Source organism: Pedobacter sp. BG31, assembly GCF_042464845.1.
GTDB classification, from domain to species: Bacteria; Bacteroidota; Bacteroidia; order Sphingobacteriales; family Sphingobacteriaceae; genus Pedobacter; species Pedobacter suwonensis.
This window is the reverse complement of sequence record NZ_JBHNZK010000030.1, coordinates 1-18,525: the sequence shown is the minus strand read 5'-3', so window position 1 is coordinate 18,525 and position 18,525 is coordinate 1. Positions and strand designations below refer to the sequence as shown.

Here is an 18,525-nt window from a genome sequence, read left to right as displayed (position 1 = left end):
TAAACCTGACAAATATGTTCAAATTAAACTTAAAAATCGCCTTACGCAACCTCTGGAAGAATAAAACCTCTTCCTTTATCAACGTAGTTGGTTTAGCTATTGGTCTTGCAGCCTGTTTAATGTTGCTCCTGTATGTTACTTACGAATGGAACTTTGATAAACAGGCTAAAAACTGGCGGAATGTATATGTTGCCATGACTAATGTTCCTGGGGATGGTAATAAAATTGCTGCAACTTTTAATGGTACTACAACTGCTCTCGGTCCATTATTAAAAGCGCATTTACCAGAGGTGAAATATGTTGCCCGTATGGATTATGGCAAAAAAAGTTTAATTGCTAACGGACAAAACAGCTATAAAAAGGATTCAAAATTTGCTGAACCTGACCTGCTTAAAATGTATGATTATCAATTTATTTCAGGTGATCCGAAAACCGCGTTAAAGAATCCGCTTTCTGCGATCTTAACGGAAAGTACAGCAAAAACTTTGTTTGGAACAACCGACGTTTTAAACAAAGTTGTCCGTTATCAGGATAGGCAAGATTTGACCATTACAGGTATAATCAAAGATTTGCCAGAAAACAGTTCTAATCGTTTTGATTTCTTAATGCCCTGGTCGTTCTATGAAATTCTTGATCGCGATGTTAAAGATTTAAACTGGAATAATTACAGTTTCGTAACGATGGTATTGTTAGATCAGAATGCAGATATTGATTTGGTAAATCGTAAAGTTGATGCTTTGGTGAAGACAAATGCACCACAAAATGCACAATCACAACCACATTTTCTGTATCAAGCCAGCAAACTGCACTTGTTCGGGAAGTTTGAAAATGGCAAACCTATAGGTGGCGATATTGAGCAGATTTACCTTTTTATTGGTTTAGCATTTGGGATTTTACTGATTGCCTGTATCAATTTTATGAACATGGCTACGGCAAAATCGGAGAAAAGAGCAAAGGAAGTCGGTATTAAGAAAACCATTGGAGCAAACCGCTCGTCACTAATTCTTCAGTTTTTAACCGAATCGATGGTTCTTACATTCATTGCGGTTGTACTCGCCATTGCTTTACTTGAACTTTCGCTTCCGGCATTTAATCGATTACTGAACTTCAATATTGGTATTTCTTATTTTAGAGTGACGAGTTGGCTTGGGATATTGGGAATTGTATCAGCCACGGGGCTAATAGCAGGTAGTTATCCGGCTTTTTATCTCTCATCCTTTAATCCAATCCAAACATTAAAAAGAAAAATAAATGCCAAAGGATTTCTAAATATCAGTTTAAGGGAGGTTTTGGTGATCGGTCAATTCTGTTTCGCTATTATACTCATTATTGCAACGTTAGTTATCTATCGCCAGATTCAATACATCAAAAATAAGCCCGTGGGCTTTGATGTTAATGCGCTGGTCGAAATGCCCCAGGAGGGAGAATTGAAAACCAAATTCGATTTATTTAAAACTCAATTGCTAAAAGCAGGAGCTGTTACGTCGATGTATCAATCATCTGTTAGTCTTTCTCATCATGGCCGAAATTTTATGGATATAAAATGGGATGGAATGACCAAGCCTGAAAATACAGTTATGTTCAACCAAGTGGCTACATCATACGACTTTATTAAGACCAATGGCATTAAATTACTGGCGGGAAGAGATTTTTCAGAACGTTTTGCCTCAGATACCAGCGCAATAATGGTTAGTGCATCGGCTGTAAAAGTATTTGGCTACAAAAATCCGATTGGTAAAAAAGTAACGCTTTTCGGTACAAACGCACACATTATTGGTGTGTTTGATGATTACGTATGGGATTCTCCATACAAATCGAACAATCCACAAGTTGTTTTCATCAATTTAAAGCAAACCGGTACCATCACCATGCGTCTCAATAATGCAAATAGTTTGCAGCGTAATATCGAAACCATTAATAGAATTACAAAAGCATTTAACCCAGCTTACCCAACTGAGATCTCATTTGTAAATTCACTGTATCAGGAAAAATATAAGTCAGAACAAATATTGGGAATATTATCTAACCTTTTCGGCGGATTGGCCATTTTTGTTTCCTGCCTGGGTTTGTTTGGCCTTGTTGCCTATAGTTCCGAACAACGTACCAAGGAATTTGGTGTAAGGAAGGTTTTAGGCGCATCTGTAGCCAATTTAATGCAGTTACTATCACTGTCTTTCCTAAAAATGATCGCTGTAGCCATCGTAATTGCCATACCAATCGGTTATTTGTCAATGGTAAAATGGTTAAATAATTTTGAATATCATACAGAATTTAGCTGGTGGATTATGCCGCTAGCTGCTATTGGAACTTTAACTATAGCATTATTTACGGTGAGCTTTCAGGCTTATAAAACGGCGAAAGCTAACCCTGTTGATGCACTTAAATACGAATAATACAAGGTGGAAAGGTAGAAGGTAATGAGGCGGATGGTTTAAACGCCCAATCCCTCAACCCTCAACCTTTTTACCCTCAACCTCAAAAATATGTTCAAATTAAATCTAAAAATCGCCTTACGCAACCTTTGGAAAAATAAGGGCTTTACATTAATCAATGTTGGTGGTCTGGCCATCGGCATGGCTTGTTGTTTAATGTTGTTGCTCTACGTAAATTACGAGTGGAGTTTCGACAAACAGTATGAAAATGCCGATAAGGTTTATTTCGCAGCCTTAAACCTTAAATTTAATGGCAAACTGTCCACAACCATGGCGGTTCCAAATAAACTAGCTAAAGCCGGTGTTTCAGAACTGCCAGGCATTAAAAGTGCAGCCCGCATATCGATGAATAACGGAGAGAAGTTGTTCAGCCATAATCAGCATCATTTTAAACTTTCAGGGATGAGTGTTGATCCGGATTTTTTAAGAATCCTTGATCACAAATTTATCTATGGAGATCCAAATACGGCCTTAAGCGAGCCGCATAACATATTGATTAGCCAATCTACTGCCAATAAGCTATTTGGGGATGAAAACCCGATCGGACAAAGTATCAAATATGACAACAGAATCAGTTTAAAAGTTACTGCCGTTATCGAAGACCTTCCCAAAAATCAGAGTATGCAATACGATATATTGCAGCCCTGGACATTTTATGAACAGGAAAATCCGGGCGAGAGAGAAAACGGATGGGGCGCTATCACCTGTTTAACTTTATTCCAGCTAAAAGATAATGCCGATTTAACTGCTACTAATGTCGCCATCAAAAACTTTATCGTGAATAAAGAAGCTGATCTGAAAGAAATGACTTACCAGCTTTTTCTTTTTCCTTTGGCTAAATTTCATTTGTATGATCATTTTGAGAACGGAAAGTCGGCTGGAGGTAAAATAGATCAATTGCGTTTATTTGTTTTTCTGGCCATTTGCGTATTGCTTATTGCCTGCATCAATTACATGAACCTTTCTACGGCAAAATCAGAAAAACGCGCCAGGGAAGTTGGTGTGCGAAAAGCTTTGGGTTCCACCCGAAATACCATTATGGGACAATTTATGATCGAATCGCTATTATTATCAGTTATAGCGATGGCCATTGCTTTCATTACGCTCGAACTTTCCTTGCCCTATTTTAATAACCTGCTTAATATTTCCATTAATATTGATTACAGTTCTTACCCATTTTGGATACTGTTGCTGTCGATGGTATTGATTACAGGTTTGCTTGCCGGAAGCTACCCGGCATTTTACCTTTCTTCTTTTATTCCGGTAAAAGTGCTTAAAGGTTTTAAAGGTTCAACAGGTTCATTATCTATCCGTAAAACATTGGTAATATTACAGTTTAGCCTTTCCATCTGCATGATTATCTCTGCTATTGTAATTTATAAGCAGATGCAGTACATGCGAGATAAACCACTTGGATTTGATGTCGCTGCACTTGCTCAGATAGATTTGGAAGGTGTGTTAAAAAATCCCGGTAAACTGGAAGTCTTCAAGAACGAGCTTAAACGTGCTGGCGCAATCGAATCAGCTACAGAATATGCCAGCTCTTTTACAAATAGCGGAAACATTACAAGTGATATTTCTTGGCCAGATAAACCTAAAAACGATGTTTCTATCGTTAGTTATAGAAGCACAGGTTTTAATTTTGCCAATACAGCAGGTATTAAAATCGTTGCAGGAAGAGATTTCTCGTCAAAATTTCCTGCGGATACGGCGACCTCTTTGTTATTAAATCAGGAAGCCGTTAAGTTAATGAAATTGAAAAATCCCGTGGGAGCAGTTATTACCTGGGGCGATAATCCACCGTTAAAAGTGGTCGGTGTTGTACAGGATTTCTTTAACGAATCTTTAGGAGCCAGAGTTTCACCAACTGTTTATTATTATAATGCAAATAAAAGCGAGACACTTCTACTCAGGCTGAATACCAGGCAATCATTAACAGCTTCGCTTGAAGCTATTAAACAGGTCAGTCAACGTTTAAATCCGGCATATCCGGCAGAAATAAGATTAGTAAGCGATGGTATGGCTGAAAAAATAAAAAGTGAAAAGCTTTTAAGTGTACTCTCTAATATCTTCGGAGGTTTTGCCATTTTTATTTCATGCCTCGGTTTGTTAGGGCTGGCGCTCTATATGGCCGAACAGCGCAGTAAGGAAATTAGCATCCGTAAAGTGTTGGGCGCCAATCTTTCAGATATTTTAATTCTGCTGAACAAAGATTTTATGAAACTGGTGGTTATTGCGAACCTGATTGCCATTCCGGTGGCATACATCCTCGTAGCTAAATGGCTTGAAAAATATGATTACAAAATTTCAATAAATCCCTGGCCTTTTTTGCTGGCACTTTTAACATCGATACTGATTGCTTTGATTACAGTAAGCCTGCAAACGTTTAAAGTCGCCAAAGCCAATGCCGTCGATGCACTTAAATACGAATGAGGCAGAAGGTTTGGAGGTTGAGGGCGTAAGGTGAAAGCGCCCAGACCTTGAACCCTACACCCTAAACCTTAAACCATATGTTCAAACTTAATCTTAAAATCGCCTGGCGAAATCTTTGGAAAAACAAGGGGTATACATTGATTAATATCCTTGGCCTGTCTATAGGGATGGCTAGCTGTATCCTGATTTTCATTTTTATCCGTTTTCAGCTCAGTTTCGATGAAGGTTATAAAAATGAGGATCGGATTTATCGGGTAGTCACCAACTGGAAATACAGCGCCTATGAAGATTTTTCTTCAGGAGTACCCGTACCTTTTGCTGCGGCTGCCCGAAATGAAATTGCTGGATTTGAAACAGTGGGTTCAATTGTAAAAAGAAACGCTTTTCTACAGATAAACGATGCCAACGGAAAAGAGAAAATGAAAAGCCAGGAGGCTGTATATTATGCGCAACCCGATTTTTTTAATGTCTTAAGTGATATTAAGTGGATCTACAGTGCGCCGGAACTTGCCCTGGCAGAACCCAATACTGTTGTGCTGTCAGCAAAATATGCTGAAAAGTTTTTTGGTAGCGTAAAAGATGCGATTGGAAAAAACATCAGGCTTGGCGAAAAAATTAACCTAAAAGTAGCTGGCATTATTCAGGATATGCCACAAAACAGCAGTTTCCCTTTAGAAATTGTGATTAGTTACGAAACCTACAAAGGTCGGTTCAATAGTAACTGGGATTCAGTCAACTCCGCCTTTTGTAGTTATGTCCTGCTAAAAGAAGGTCTTAAACCTGACGATTTGCAACAATCAATAGCCAATTTTAATAAAAAATATTATCCGGTTGATAAAATAGCGGGTAATCAGGAAAATAAATTACAGGCATTAAGAGCTATTCATTTCAGCGATAAATACGATAATTTTGCAAATGCATCTATCAACCGTAGTCAGATTTATGGGCTGGTTATAATTGGTCTGTTCCTGATCATTACTGCTTGTATCAATTTCATTAATTTAAGTACTGCACAGTCGGTAACCCGATCAAAAGAGGTAGGCGTTCGTAAAGTAATGGGCAGCAAACGTAGCCAACTGATCTATCAGTTCTTAACCGAAACTTTTGTAGTCAGTTTAGCCGCTTTACTTATTGCGTGTGTAATTACTGAACTGGCCATACCGCCCATGCAGCATCTTTTCAAGGGCAGGATCGAATTCAGCCTTTTTGGTCATCCATCAATCTTTGCATTTATGGCATTACTGGTTCTATTCATTGCTTTTCTTGCAGGATTTTATCCGGCACTTGTTATTTCCGGTTTTAAACCTGCCCTGGCTATAAAAAATAAAATAGCATTGAATAAACGAGGGTTGAGCCTTCGGAAAATTTTAGTTGTAACTCAGTTTGCAATTACCATAGTGCTTATCGTCGGAACTTTGGTAGTGATAAGGCAGATGCAGTTTGTGCAGCAAAAATCACTGGGATTTAATCCGGATGCCGTTGCTATGGTTGGTATCCCTAATGACAGCTTAAGTAAAATCAAATACAACATTTTTAAAGAGCGGATAAGCAAACTTCCGGGTGTTGAGGATATTAGTTTTTGCCAGTCGCCGCCATTATCGGGTAACATCAACTCCAGCGATTTTACCTACAATGGCGTCAAAAACAAGGATTTCGAATTAAGGAATATTCGGGCAGATGAAAATTTCTTTAAGGTTTTTGATTTGAAATTAATTGCCGGGAAATTATATCATAAGAGTGATACCGCAAATGCCTGTGTGGTTAATGAAACCTTCCTAAAGAAAATGTCGATTACAAACCCTCAGGAGGCAATAGGAAAAGTAATTTATGCGAGTGGTAATACCGTGCCTATTGCAGGTGTGGTAAAGGATTTTAACGACCAGTCATTACGAGAGCAGATTTCGGCACTTGCCATTTTTCCCGGAAAAAACGATTATTGGAACGTGGCGGTGAAAATAGATAGCAAACAAATTGCCGCTACAATGAAAGAGATTGATAAAATATGGAACAATACTTTTCCTAACGGGGTTTTTGATTCAGCTTTTGTAAATGAAACCATCAACAGTTACTATGAAAGTGAACAGATTATGGGGGTGTTGTTTAAAATATTTGCCGGTGTGATTATTTTCATTTCATTTATCGGTTTGTTCGGATTAATCTCATTTGTGGCCACGCAAAGAACTAAAGAAGTTGCCATCCGGAAGGTTCTGGGAGCCTCAACGCTTGAGCTCGTAAAAATGCTGAATGGTTCTTTTCTCGTTATGGTCTTCGTAGCCAACATCGTGGCATGGCCTCTTGCTTATCTTTTTGTTTCGAAATGGTTAGCCGGTTTTGCCTATCGAATTGATATCAGCATCTGGCCATTTGCATTGGCTATGGCCATATCAATGGCAATTACGCTGGTCACGGTCAGTATCCGCTCATATAAAGCGGCCTCGGCAAATACTATTGATGTACTTAAATATGAATAATGGCGGGAAGGACGAAGGTATCAGGTTAGAAGGTTCAACCGTCTGAACCCTCAACCCTCAACCTTCAACCTTCCAACCCTCAACCTTACAACTATGTTCAGACTTAACCTCAAAATCGCTTTACGCAATCTTTGGAAAAACAAGGTATATGCCACCATAAATATTGTTGGCCTGGCCCTTGGACTAACTGCTTTTGTACTCATGATTTTGTATATCAATCATGAAGAAAGTTACGATAAATGGTCTCCGGAATTAAAAAACGTCTATCAGATTAGGGAAAAACATGATTTTTTTACCCCTGATAATAAGGAACACTGGAATGAGGTTTCAAACAGCCGCATCGCAAATTTGATCAGGACGAAATTGCCACAGGCAGTTGCAGTAACCAAAGTAGATAACGACTGGAGTTTTGGCAGTGGTTATTCGGTTAAAACAGACAACGCCGATCCGGTTATGGTGAATAAGATCAAAGATTCGGATAGCAGCTTTTTTAAGGTTTTCGACTATCAGTTTGTTCAGGGCAGTGCCGATAAAGCATTGGAAAACAAGAATACCATTGTTTTGAAAGAGGATCTGGCCCTGAAGCTTTTCGGTACGACAAGAGCCTTGGGTAAAACAATAAAAATCATACGCTGGAGGGATGATAAAGGCGATTTATTTACGGTCACCGGTATAGTCAGTGAGCCTAAAACGCCACAAAGTGTTCACTTTAGTGCCATTATGAGAACCGGAAATAAAGATAAAGACCCTGATGAACCAACTAATAACAATTACTGCCTGATGTTCACTAAACTGAATAAAGCCAGCGACACGTTGGTATTGAACCAGACTTTACAGAAGTTATATGTCGATTTCAGGAAAAACTTATTGAAAGGACAGGAGGAGGATTATGAAGATATGCAAAAACCTAAAAAGTTGCCTGGCTTAAAAGTCATCCCTTTAGCAACTGTGCATTCCAATCCGCCGTATACCCTGAGCTGGTTCGAAAAGTTAAAACCTGTAATGGCCATATCGGCATTTTTACTCCTGGTTTCGATCATTAATTTTATCAATCTGGCCACGGCACAATCTGTTCAGCGGGCCAAGGAAGTAGGGGTAAAAAAGGTACTGGGTTCTTATAAAAGCCAATTGACCGCTCAGTTTTTGGTTGAATCCGGGTTGCAGAGCCTGATTTCGCTTTTTCTCTGTATTGTTTTAATTGAAATGGTTTTGCCAGCTTTTAACCAGCAATTTAATGTGGCCTTAAGTTTTTGGCATAATGCCAGGTTATTGGTCCTGATTGCCCAGCTGTTAGGCCTGTTTGTGTTTGTAACCTTGCTTGCAGGTTTATACCCGGCCTGGGTTTTATCTAATTATAATCCTGTAGCTGTTTTAAAAGGCAATTACGAAAACGGTTTGCGAGGCGTAGTTCTTCGTAATGTATTGGTTGTCTTTCAGTTTGTTATTTCGGTAACGTTCATTATATCCATTGGTGTAATGGAAATGCAGTCCCGGTTTATGAGTAGCAAGGATTTAGGCTTTGAACGGGGAAATCTTATCAATATAAAGACTAATTATGAAGATAGCTTTGCCGAAAGGCTGAAGAAAATACCAGGTGTGCAGTATGTTGCAACGACTACACAGGTATTAGGCAATAGTTTTAATGTGCCTGAAGAAATTAAATACAAGGGTAAAACCATAAAGTTAAATACCGTTACCGTTACGATGGACGCACTGCCGGCGCTTGGTGTGAAAGTATTGCAAGGCCGGATTTTTTCCAGGGAATATAAAAGCGATACGGTTAATACTGTAGTTTTAAACGAAGCAGCGGCAAATTTATTCGGAAAAAAATTAATCGGGCAGACCTATCAAAAAACCGATTGGGAAGGTAAGAACAATATTTTCCAGGTAGTTGGCATTATTAAAAACTATCATAACGAAGGCTTTGATAAAGCAGTTTTGCCAACGGTTTATAAGGTAACCAGACTTGGAGGTACTTCAAATACAAACAATTTACTGGTGCGTTTCAATACTGCTCAACATAAAGAGATCATCAGAAAAATTGAAAAGGAGTGGAGAATGCTGTATCCGAACTTTCCAATAGAGTACAATTCTCTTGACGATGCTTTTTCGAAAATCCTCGAAGAGAATAGGCGGTTTATGAATATGATTGTATTGTTCAGCCTGGTTTCTGTCTCCCTGTCATTACTCGGTTTATTTGCACTCTCTACATTCGTGGCTAAGCGGAAAACCAAGGAGATTGCAGTAAGAAAAGTGCTTGGGGCATCAAACATCCAGATTGTAAGCTTACTCAACAAATCCTTTCTGATTCTGGTGGTTGTGGCAAATTTAGTCAGCTGGCCTATTGCTTATATTATTATAAAAAAATGGCTTGAAGGCTTTGCTTATCGGATAGAAGTGCCCTTTATACCTTTTGCCGCTGCTACGTTAGTTTCAATAGTTATAGCCATCCTTACGGTAAGTATACAGGCACGAAAAGCCGCTGTAACCGACCCGGTAAACGCACTTAAATATGAATAACACCCGCGCATAGCGTTTGGTATTTAGGGTAGATTTTTCACTCACCGCCAAACGCATTGCGCTCAACACTAAAAATATGAATAACGGCCTAAGGTTTTAAGGTAGTGAAGTAAGATTAATACGCCTAAACCCAATGCCTTAAACCTTAAAATATGATACAACTTACCAATATCGAAAAATACTACGCCAGCAAAGGCGTTAAAAATTATGTGTTACGTTTAGTAACCACTACCATTAATCAAGGCGAATTTGTTTCTGTTATGGGGCCATCCGGTGCCGGAAAATCTAGCTTGCTTAACATTATCGGCATGTTAGAAGAGCCCACTTACGGTAATTATCATTTTATGGGCGAAGATGTAACCAGTTTAAATGAACGGAAACGAATTGAGCTCTACCGAAACCATATCGGTTTCGTGTTTCAGGCTTACCATTTAATTGATGAGATGACGGTTTACGAAAACATTGAGGCGCCACTTTTATATAAAAAGGTGGGTAGCGCCGAACGCGCCAGCAGGATAGCAGATCTGCTCGACAGGTTTAATATCGTGGCTAAAAAAGATTTATTCCCAAATCAATTGTCGGGCGGTCAGCAGCAGTTGGTAGGTATCGCACGGGCCCTGGCTGCGCAGCCTTCCATTATTCTGGCCGATGAGCCTACAGGAAATTTACAGTCGGCCCAGGCTGAAGAAATTATGAGCCTGTTTAAAAAGCTCAATGAAGAGGAGGGTATTACCATTATACAGGTTACCCATTCAGAAAAAAATGCCCAGTATGGAAACCGTATATTACACATTGCAGATGGCCTTATAAAAGAAGATATCAAGGTTAAAGCTTAACATATTTCCAGTGGGAACAATCCTTTTTAACTGTGGTTAATTAACTTTGCGCTATGCAAAAAACGTTTACCGATCAGATGGGGCGGGCGGTTACCATTAATTTTCCACCCAAAAGGATTGTTTCTGTGGTGCCCTCTCAAACGGAGTTGTTGTTCAATCTTGGCCTTGATACGGAAATTATCGGTTTAACCAAATTTTGTATCCATCCGATAGAAAAATTTGCGGAGCGTACCAAGGTGGGCGGTACCAAAAAGCTGAACATTGATCTGATTAAGGATTTAGAGCCAGATCTCATTATCGGCAACAAAGAAGAAAACACACAGTCCGATATCGAAGAATTAGCCGAATATTTTCCGGTATGGATGAGCGACATCTTTACTTTGGATGATGCCATGAAAACCATAGCGCAAATAGGCGAGCTGGTAAACCGGCAGCCAGAAGCCGGTTACCTCAACCATTTAATATCAGCGGGATTTAATGACCTGAAAACACTTGCGCTTCAAAATAAAATTGATAAAAAGGTAGCCTATCTTATTTGGCGGAAGCCTTATATGGCTGCGGGAAAAAATACATTTATTGATGATATTTTGCTAAGCAATGGTATGATGAACATCATCCATCAGGATCGCTATCCCGAAATAACGCTTGAGGAACTGAAAACTTCGAACTGTGAACTGATTCTGCTATCGTCAGAACCTTATCCTTTTAGCGAAAAACATATAAAAGAAATAAATGAGGCCATTCCAAATACTAAAGTAATGTTGGTTGACGGCGAAATGTTCAGCTGGTATGGAAGTCGATTGGTTAAAGCAGTTCAATACTTTTTTGAATTCCAGAAGCAAATTATTGATCGTTAGACGCAATTTTTTATCATTTGTAGCACATCTTTAATTTGGATCGTTATCATAATTATAATAAGTTGTTATTCAATAATCAATATTGGTAAAAACATAATCATATGAAAAAGATATTAGTATTAGCCTTATTTGTAGCGGCAGTTTCTGGTTGCAGTTCAGTTAAAAATGGAGAAAAAACCAGTACGGTTACCGCAAGTGGAACAATAGAAAAGCCAGGGATCACTACTTTTCAATACGGTACGCATTTATTAAAAGCTGACCATAAAACTTATGCTTTGAAAAGTGGAACCATAAACCTGGATTCGTATTTAGATAAAAAGGTTACGATTAAAGGAAAAAAGGTTGCTGGTTATCCTGTCGACGGTGGTCCGGAACTGGTTGATGTAACGCTGGTAAGATTTTAATTAAATGGAATTGTAAGGTATTAAGCTGGTTTGGCTGGTACATTTCTTGGTTTGTGTATCACGCATCTTCCGGATCAAATTTTTATAATTAATAAAAGTTTGATTATTCAATTAAGTTTCTATCTTTGCAGTCCTTAAAACATCCTATCTGCGGAAGTGGCGTAATTGGTAGCCGCACCAGACTTAGGATCTGGCGCTTCACGGCGTGGGGGTTCGAGTCCCTTCTTCCGCACCATATATAAACCGTTCTGATATCCAGGGCGGTTTTTTTGTGATTAATGGTCATGTAGTCGACGACCTATCTATAATGATAATCGATTAAAAGAGATACCCATCGACTCCGTTCACGGTGACACCAATTTTATATTTTTTATAAGTCAGGGATATGTTTCGGTTTTGTTCAGAGGAACGTTTGGTGTTTTAAAGATTAAAGGAAGTTCTGTAGTCGCTCATTTTTAAATTCCTCTCAATGGTATCTTCGCCTGCTGAAATAGGTGTTGAAATAGGGGACAAAGCCGTTTAACGAGTACACTGACTTGTGGAAAATGCATTCGACCGTAAAATTTTCTCCTTAAAAATTAATGAGTTAGCATTTATTTTAAAGAATACGCACTAAAATATGGGTGATGCCTTTTGATTATCCAATCTTGTTTCTATCTTTGCAGTCCTTACAACATCCTAACTGCGGAAGTGGCGTAATTGGTAGCCGCACCAGACTTAGGATCTGGCGCTTCACGGCGTGGGGGTTCGAGTCCCTTCTTCCGCACAACAAGATAAAGGCCGTTCCGATGTTTACATCGGAACGGTTTTGTTTTTAAAAAACATTGATTAATAAAAATTGATGTACTGTTTCGGTTGTGTCGATATATGGTTTTATCATGTCTCAATGCCCCGATCTGAAGCACATCTTAATATATCTCAGAAAAAATGAATATTACACAGGAAAAAACCGGCAACTTAAATGCTGTTGTAAAAATCAAGATCGCACCTGCTGATTACACTGGAAAAGTAGATAAAGCTATTAAAGATCAAGCTAAAAAAGCACAATTACCTGGTTTCCGTAAAGGAATGGTTCCTGCTGCCCACATTAAAAAGATGTACGGCAAAAGTATCTTAGTAGAAGAGGTAAACAACTTGTTGAACGATACCTTATCTAACTATATCGCTGAGCAAAAACTGGAAATTTTAGGTCAGCCACTCCCTAAAATGGACAATGAACGTGAATTCAAATGGGATAATACCGATGATTTCGAGTTTGATTATGAATTAGGTTTAGCTCCGGCTTTCGACGTAAATATTTCATCTAAAGATAAGTTTACCGAATACGTGATTAAAGCTGATCAGGAAACGTTAGAAAGCCGTATCAAAAATATCCGTCGTAGCTACGGTAAAATGACCAATCCTGAGGTTTCAGCTGATGGTGACGTGCTTTACGCAGAATTGACCCAGGTGGCTGAAGATGGTACCGCTGTTGAAGGTGGCATTACCAGTACAGGAAGTGTTCGTTTAGATCAAATCAAAGATAAAAATATTCTTAAATCGCTAATTGGTTTAAAGAAAGACGATGAAGTAACGATTGATATCCAAAAAGCATTCGAAGATGCTGCTGTAATTGCAAAAGCTTTAAACATTTCAGAAGAAGAAGCTGCTGCGCTAAAAGGGGACTTTAAACTTCATGTTAAAAACGTTAACCGTTTAGAAGAGTCTGATTTAAACCAGGAGTTTTTTGATAAATTATTTGGTGAAGGTACGGTAACTGACGAAGCTGGTTTCAGGGCAAAAATCACCGAAGAAGTAGAAAGTATGTTTAAACAAGATGCTGAGCGTAAATTATCTAATGATATTTATGAAGCATTATTAGCTAAACACACATTTGAATTGCCTGATGAATTCTTACGTCGCTGGTTAAAAGCTACAAACGAAAAACTAACGGATGAGGAATTAGCTGAGGGTTATGATGATTTCGCTAAAAATCTGAAATGGACGTTGATCGAAAACAAAATCATCAAAGATAATAGCATTGAAATCAAGTATGAGGATGTTGTTCAGGCAGCTAAGGCTAAATTGGATGCACAATTCAGAATGTACAGCCCAAGTCCGCTTCCTGAAGATCAGTTGGCTCAATATGCTGTTCAGTTTTTACAGGAAAAGGAAAATGCAAACCGTGTTTTCGAGGAAGTAAAAGCATTAAAAACTTTCGAACAAATTAAATCTGTTGTTACTTTAGAACAAAAAGATATTGATTACGATAAGTTTGTCGCCTTGGTAGAGAAAAAATAAAAGCGGTTGGCGAGTCGCGCTAAGCGTTATTACAATTGCCTGAGGCGTTTTGTAAATTGTTGTGCTATTGCTATATTTAATTATGGCACAATTTAAATTTCAATCGCTCGAAATTTGGCAGTTATCAATTGTATTGACCGATAAATTATTGGATATAGCTGACCGATTGGCAGTTGATAAAAAGTATAGATTTGCAGAGCAGTTCAATGGGGCTGCTCTTAGCATATCTAATAATATCGCGGAAGGGTCTGGATCAGTTTCAAATAAGGAATTTGCTCATTATCTGAATATTGCACATCGTTCTACATTTGAGAATGCAAATATTTTAGTAGTTTTAGAACGGAGAAAATATATTTCTGACATAGAGTTGAATGATTATCTTGAAGAATTAGATAAATTGGCACGGAAATTAACCAACTTCAGAAAATATTTATTAAAGTAACTAGCGTTTTGGGCGGGCTTAACGCTCACCGCAAAACGCCAAACACTATAATCATGAACATAGACTCACAAGAATTCAGAAAATTTGCCGTTAAACATCAGGGAATTGGCGGTTTACACGTAGATAAATTTATTGCACAGGCTAATCTGAACCCTCAGAACATGACGCCGTATATTATTGAAGAACGCCAGCTGAATGTGGCCCAGATGGATGTTTTTTCAAGGTTAATGATGGATCGCATTATCTTTTTAGGCGATGCGATTTATGACCAGAATGCAAATATCATTCAGGCGCAGTTATTGTTTTTACAATCAACAGATGCCGATAGGGACATCCAGATTTACATTAACTCTCCAGGTGGCTCGGTGTATGCCGGTTTAGGTATTTACGACACGATGCAGTATATACAGCCAGATGTAGCAACAATCTGTACCGGTATGGCCGCATCAATGGGCGCTGTTTTATTGGTGGCCGGTGCCAAAGGTAAACGTGCTGCGTTGCCTCACTCAAGAGTAATGATTCACCAGCCGTCAGGCGGTGCACAAGGTGTGGCATCTGATATGGAGATCAACTTAAGAGAGATGTTGAAATTGAAAAAAGAATTATACGATATTATTTCAGAGCATTCTGGCCAGACCTATGATTGGGTAGAGAAAGCTTCAGATCGCGATTACTGGATGACAGCTGACGAGGCTAAAGGATTTGGTATGGTTGATGAAGTATTATCGAGAAACGCAAAAAAAGATGGCGAAACAAAATAAAGAATCCCGTTGCTCATTCTGCCATTCTGGCAAGCATGAAACGTTGATGTTGATTGAAGGTATGGATGCATTTATCTGCGATAAATGCGTTACCCAGGCCAATCAGTTGCTTGCACAGGAATTAGGTACTAAAGGCACGAAAAATATTCAGGAGGTAATTAATTTACTAAAGCCTCTTGAAATTAAACAACATCTTGATCAGTATGTTATTGGTCAGGATGATGCAAAAAAAGTATTGTCTGTTGCGGTTTATAACCACTATAAACGCCTGAACCAAAAGGTAGATAAAGACGAGATCGAGATTGAGAAGTCGAATATCATGCTGGTGGGCGAAACAGGTACCGGAAAAACCTTACTGGCTAAAACCATTGCGAAAATTTTGCATGTGCCCTTTTGTATCTGCGATGCTACGGTTTTAACTGAAGCGGGCTATGTTGGTGAAGACGTTGAAAGTATCCTTACCCGATTGCTTCAGGCAGCAGATTACGATGTAACCGCCGCTGAACGTGGTATTGTATATATAGATGAGGTAGATAAGGTAGCGCGTAAAAGCGATAATCCTTCTATTACGCGGGATGTATCGGGCGAAGGTGTGCAACAGGCCTTACTGAAAATTTTAGAAGGTACGGTAGTAAACGTTCCACCTCAGGGCGGACGTAAGCACCCGGATCAGAAAATGATCCCGGTAAACACCAATAATATTTTATTTATCTGTGGTGGCGCATTTGATGGTATTGAGCGTAAAATTGCCAACCGTTTACGCACCCAGGCAGTAGGTTATAAAGTAAAGAAAGATGAGATGGTATTAGATCTTAAAAATCTTTATAAGTATATTACACCTCAGGATTTAAAATCATTTGGATTAATCCCGGAATTAATTGGCCGTATACCAGTTCTTTCTCACTTAAATCCATTGGATAAAGAATCGTTAAGAAATATTTTAACAGCGCCTAAAAATTCACTCATCAAACAGTATGTTAAGCTTTTTGCCTACGAAGATGTGAAGTTGGTTTTTGAAGATGAAGTTCTGGATTTCATTGTAGATAAAGCGATGGAATACAAATTGGGTGCACGAGGTTTAAGATCAATCTGCGAAGCGATTATGTTAGACGCGATGTTTGATACGCCGACACAGACTGACGTGAAGGAATTGCACATCAATCTCGATTACGCGATAGAAAAATTTGAAAAAGCCGACTTTAAAAAGTTGCAGGCCGCATAAAATTCAAATCCTCTCGCGAAAGCGGGAGGATTTTTTGTAATACGCTTAGCGCTAAACTAATTGTTATGAATGAAGAAAAAGATGTTAAAAAAGACGAGGAGATTGTCGAGAAATCAAAAAAAATAAAAGAAGTTGAAAGTCCGGTTAAATCAGGATTAAAATCGAAAGAGGAGATTGTTAAAAACTGGTTGCCACGTTACACAGGCAGGCCATTAGATCAATTTGGTGATTATATCCTGTTAACCAATTTCAGTAAATATGTAAGCATGTTTTCCGAATGGAATGATAATGCTCCGATTATGGGTTTGGACAAGCCGATGCAAAGTGTTACCGCAAATGGTATTACGATTATCAACTTTGGTATGGGAAGTCCGCTGGCTGCAACCATGATGGATTTGCTAACAGCCATTAAACCTAAAGCAGTGCTTTTTCTGGGTAAATGTGGTGGATTGAAAAAGAAAAACCAGTTGGGTGATTTAATTTTACCTATTGCTGCCATTAGGGGAGAAGGTACCTCAAATGATTATCTGCCTGCAGAAGTACCTGCCTTGCCAGCTTTCGCATTGCAAAAGGCAATTTCCACAACAATACGTGACCATGGCAGGGATTACTGGACTGGGACCTGTTATACCACCAACCGCAGGGTTTGGGAGCATGACAAAGAGTTTAAAAAGTATTTGAAAACATTGCGTGCAATGGCAGTGGATATGGAAACAGCAACGATTTTTACCACAGCTTTTGCGAATAAAATCCCAGCCGGCGCCTTGCTTCTGGTTTCTGATCAACCGATGATTCCTGAAGGCGTTAAAACTGCAGAAAGCGATAGCGCCGTAACCGAAAGGTATGTGGAAACCCATTTACGTATTGGTATCGATTCATTAAAGCAATTGATCAATAATGGATTAACGGTTAAACACCTGTTATTTTAAGAGGAAGAAGTTGTCACCCTGAACTTGTTTCAGGGTCTTTAATTTCAATAGGAAAGATATTAGAACTTTCTGGGTACTATCAGATCAGTGTGAACTATATCCCGAAGTTTAAGCTGTAAATCCAGATAAGTAGCCATGTGTGATCAGGTCATCTGCATTATTGATGGTATAATTACATTTGTTATGCAGCAATACCACCCTGTCAGAAATATCCAAGATAGACTGGTAGTAATGATCGGTAATAATAAAGCCTTTTTTTGCTTTTGCTTTATTGATATGTTTTTTTAATTCTTCTATCCATAATGGAGATAATTGCGAGAATGGCTCATCAAGAAGTATATATTCCGTATCGCTGTAAATCATTAACAAACATTCCATAAATCTTCGCTCTCCGCCAGATAAATTATAGAATTTTGCACTCAAATGATTGGTCACAAAGTCAATTTGCTTTAATTCAGCTTTTTGCTTTTTGCAAAATGTATCAACAGCCTGCAAAACAGTGATCTGGTCTGGAATAAAATTATCTTGTGGTAAATACGAAAGATTCTTAGACTGGTAACCTTTTTGATATACTTTATTATTGATGCTAAGGTGTTTGAAATTTGCTTTTACGCTCCCAAAAATGATTTGCAACAAAGTGGATTTACCTGATCCGTTTCTGCCCAGCAAACCGACTGCTTCACCGATTTTACAGTTTAAGTAAACGCTGCTTAATACTTCGCGGTCTGAAAAAAATTGATTAACACTGTCGATAGAAAGTTCCTGCATATTGATGATACCACTAAGATTCCAATAAAAAAAATTAAATCATATATATAAAGTCTAATATATTTTTACAAATAAATAAAAAAATGTAACTTGCTTACATGAGCAAGAACGCATTAACAATAAAGAACTACACGTCAGAAGAACTTAGGTCCTTGTTGCGGAAAGACGAA

Annotated in this window: 13 protein-coding genes and 2 tRNA genes; 14 read left to right on the top strand and 1 reads right to left on the bottom strand. The window is 38.5% G+C overall.

Annotated features, from left to right (window positions below; all coding sequences use genetic code 11):
• Positions 1-14 precede the first annotated feature (14 nt).
• The 14 genes from ACFE6N_RS22415 to ACFE6N_RS22350 all read left to right on the top strand — a co-directional run bounded on the left by ACFE6N_RS22415 (position 15) and on the right by ACFE6N_RS22350 (position 17,587).
• Complete coding sequence (locus tag ACFE6N_RS22415) at positions 15-2,393, top strand: ABC transporter permease (RefSeq protein ID WP_378940084.1); 2,379 nt, start codon at positions 15-17, stop codon at positions 2,391-2,393.
• A 90-nt stretch (positions 2,394-2,483) separates the two neighbouring features.
• A complete protein-coding gene (locus ACFE6N_RS22410; RefSeq protein ID WP_378940083.1) occupies positions 2,484-4,865 on the top strand; it encodes an ABC transporter permease in 2,382 nt (793 codons plus the stop codon).
• A gap of 77 nt (positions 4,866-4,942) precedes the next feature.
• Positions 4,943-7,336 (top strand): ABC transporter permease, encoded by a 2,394-nt coding sequence (locus ACFE6N_RS22405; protein WP_378940082.1) that lies wholly within the window; start codon positions 4,943-4,945, stop codon positions 7,334-7,336.
• Between the two features lie 93 nt (positions 7,337-7,429).
• Positions 7,430-9,856 carry an ABC transporter permease gene (locus ACFE6N_RS22400; RefSeq protein WP_378940081.1) on the top strand — a complete coding sequence of 809 codons (2,427 nt, stop codon included), beginning with the start codon at positions 7,430-7,432 and terminating at the stop codon, positions 9,854-9,856.
• Between the two features lie 152 nt (positions 9,857-10,008).
• Positions 10,009-10,692 (top strand): ABC transporter ATP-binding protein, encoded by a 684-nt coding sequence (locus ACFE6N_RS22395; protein ID WP_378940080.1) that lies wholly within the window; start codon positions 10,009-10,011, stop codon positions 10,690-10,692.
• A 53-nt stretch (positions 10,693-10,745) separates the two neighbouring features.
• The gene (locus ACFE6N_RS22390) at positions 10,746-11,549 is read left to right on the top strand and encodes a helical backbone metal receptor (protein ID WP_378940079.1); all 804 of its coding nucleotides are present in this window, start codon (positions 10,746-10,748) and stop codon (positions 11,547-11,549) included.
• A 101-nt stretch (positions 11,550-11,650) separates the two neighbouring features.
• Positions 11,651-11,953 (top strand): lipoprotein, encoded by a 303-nt coding sequence (locus tag ACFE6N_RS22385; protein ID WP_378940078.1) that lies wholly within the window; start codon positions 11,651-11,653, stop codon positions 11,951-11,953.
• 150 nt (positions 11,954-12,103) lie between these two features.
• Positions 12,104-12,188: transfer RNA gene (locus ACFE6N_RS22380), tRNA-Leu, on the top strand.
• A 449-nt stretch (positions 12,189-12,637) separates the two neighbouring features.
• Positions 12,638-12,719, top strand: a tRNA-Leu gene (locus ACFE6N_RS22375).
• A gap of 161 nt (positions 12,720-12,880) precedes the next feature.
• Positions 12,881-14,233 (top strand): trigger factor, encoded by a 1,353-nt coding sequence (tig, locus tag ACFE6N_RS22370; protein ID WP_378940077.1) that lies wholly within the window; start codon positions 12,881-12,883, stop codon positions 14,231-14,233.
• An 82-nt stretch (positions 14,234-14,315) separates the two neighbouring features.
• A complete protein-coding gene (locus ACFE6N_RS22365) occupies positions 14,316-14,675 on the top strand; it encodes a four helix bundle protein (RefSeq protein ID WP_378940076.1) in 360 nt (119 codons plus the stop codon).
• A gap of 53 nt (positions 14,676-14,728) precedes the next feature.
• Positions 14,729-15,436: an ATP-dependent Clp endopeptidase proteolytic subunit ClpP gene (clpP, locus tag ACFE6N_RS22360; RefSeq protein ID WP_090982152.1), complete on the top strand. Its 708-nt coding sequence runs from the start codon at positions 14,729-14,731 to the stop codon at positions 15,434-15,436.
• On the top strand, positions 15,390-16,658 hold the full coding sequence (clpX, locus tag ACFE6N_RS22355) for an ATP-dependent Clp protease ATP-binding subunit ClpX (protein WP_378940075.1): 1,269 nt from the start codon (positions 15,390-15,392) through the stop codon (positions 16,656-16,658). The genes clpP and clpX overlap by 47 nt, the downstream gene beginning before the upstream one ends.
• A 65-nt stretch (positions 16,659-16,723) precedes the next feature.
• A complete protein-coding gene (locus ACFE6N_RS22350; protein ID WP_378940074.1) occupies positions 16,724-17,587 on the top strand; it encodes an AMP nucleosidase in 864 nt (287 codons plus the stop codon).
• 108 nt (positions 17,588-17,695) lie between these two features.
• Here the strand turns inward: ACFE6N_RS22350 and ACFE6N_RS22345 are convergent, their stop codons facing one another.
• A complete protein-coding gene (locus ACFE6N_RS22345; RefSeq protein ID WP_378940073.1) occupies positions 17,696-18,355 on the bottom strand; it encodes an ATP-binding cassette domain-containing protein in 660 nt (219 codons plus the stop codon).
• Between the last annotated feature and the right edge of the window lie 170 nt (positions 18,356-18,525).

Excerpts from the sequence above, each read along its gene's own strand:
- ACFE6N_RS22415 (WP_378940084.1), top strand. The coding sequence starts at position 15 with ATGTTCAAATTAAACTTAAAAATCGCCTTACGCAACCTCTGGAAGAAT.
- ACFE6N_RS22410 (WP_378940083.1), top strand. The coding sequence starts at position 2,484 with ATGTTCAAATTAAATCTAAAAATCGCCTTACGCAACCTTTGGAAAAAT.
- ACFE6N_RS22405 (WP_378940082.1), top strand. The coding sequence starts at position 4,943 with ATGTTCAAACTTAATCTTAAAATCGCCTGGCGAAATCTTTGGAAAAAC.
- ACFE6N_RS22400 (WP_378940081.1), top strand. The coding sequence starts at position 7,430 with ATGTTCAGACTTAACCTCAAAATCGCTTTACGCAATCTTTGGAAAAAC.
- ACFE6N_RS22395 (WP_378940080.1), top strand. The coding sequence starts at position 10,009 with ATGATACAACTTACCAATATCGAAAAATACTACGCCAGCAAAGGCGTT.
- ACFE6N_RS22390 (WP_378940079.1), top strand. The coding sequence starts at position 10,746 with ATGCAAAAAACGTTTACCGATCAGATGGGGCGGGCGGTTACCATTAAT.
- ACFE6N_RS22385 (WP_378940078.1), top strand. The coding sequence starts at position 11,651 with ATGAAAAAGATATTAGTATTAGCCTTATTTGTAGCGGCAGTTTCTGGT.
- tig (WP_378940077.1), top strand. The coding sequence starts at position 12,881 with ATGAATATTACACAGGAAAAAACCGGCAACTTAAATGCTGTTGTAAAA.
- ACFE6N_RS22365 (WP_378940076.1), top strand. The coding sequence starts at position 14,316 with ATGGCACAATTTAAATTTCAATCGCTCGAAATTTGGCAGTTATCAATT.
- clpP (WP_090982152.1), top strand. The coding sequence starts at position 14,729 with ATGAACATAGACTCACAAGAATTCAGAAAATTTGCCGTTAAACATCAG.
- clpX (WP_378940075.1), top strand. The coding sequence starts at position 15,390 with ATGAAGTATTATCGAGAAACGCAAAAAAAGATGGCGAAACAAAATAAA.
- ACFE6N_RS22350 (WP_378940074.1), top strand. The coding sequence starts at position 16,724 with ATGAATGAAGAAAAAGATGTTAAAAAAGACGAGGAGATTGTCGAGAAA.
- ACFE6N_RS22345 (WP_378940073.1), bottom strand. The coding sequence starts at position 18,355 with ATGCAGGAACTTTCTATCGACAGTGTTAATCAATTTTTTTCAGACCGC.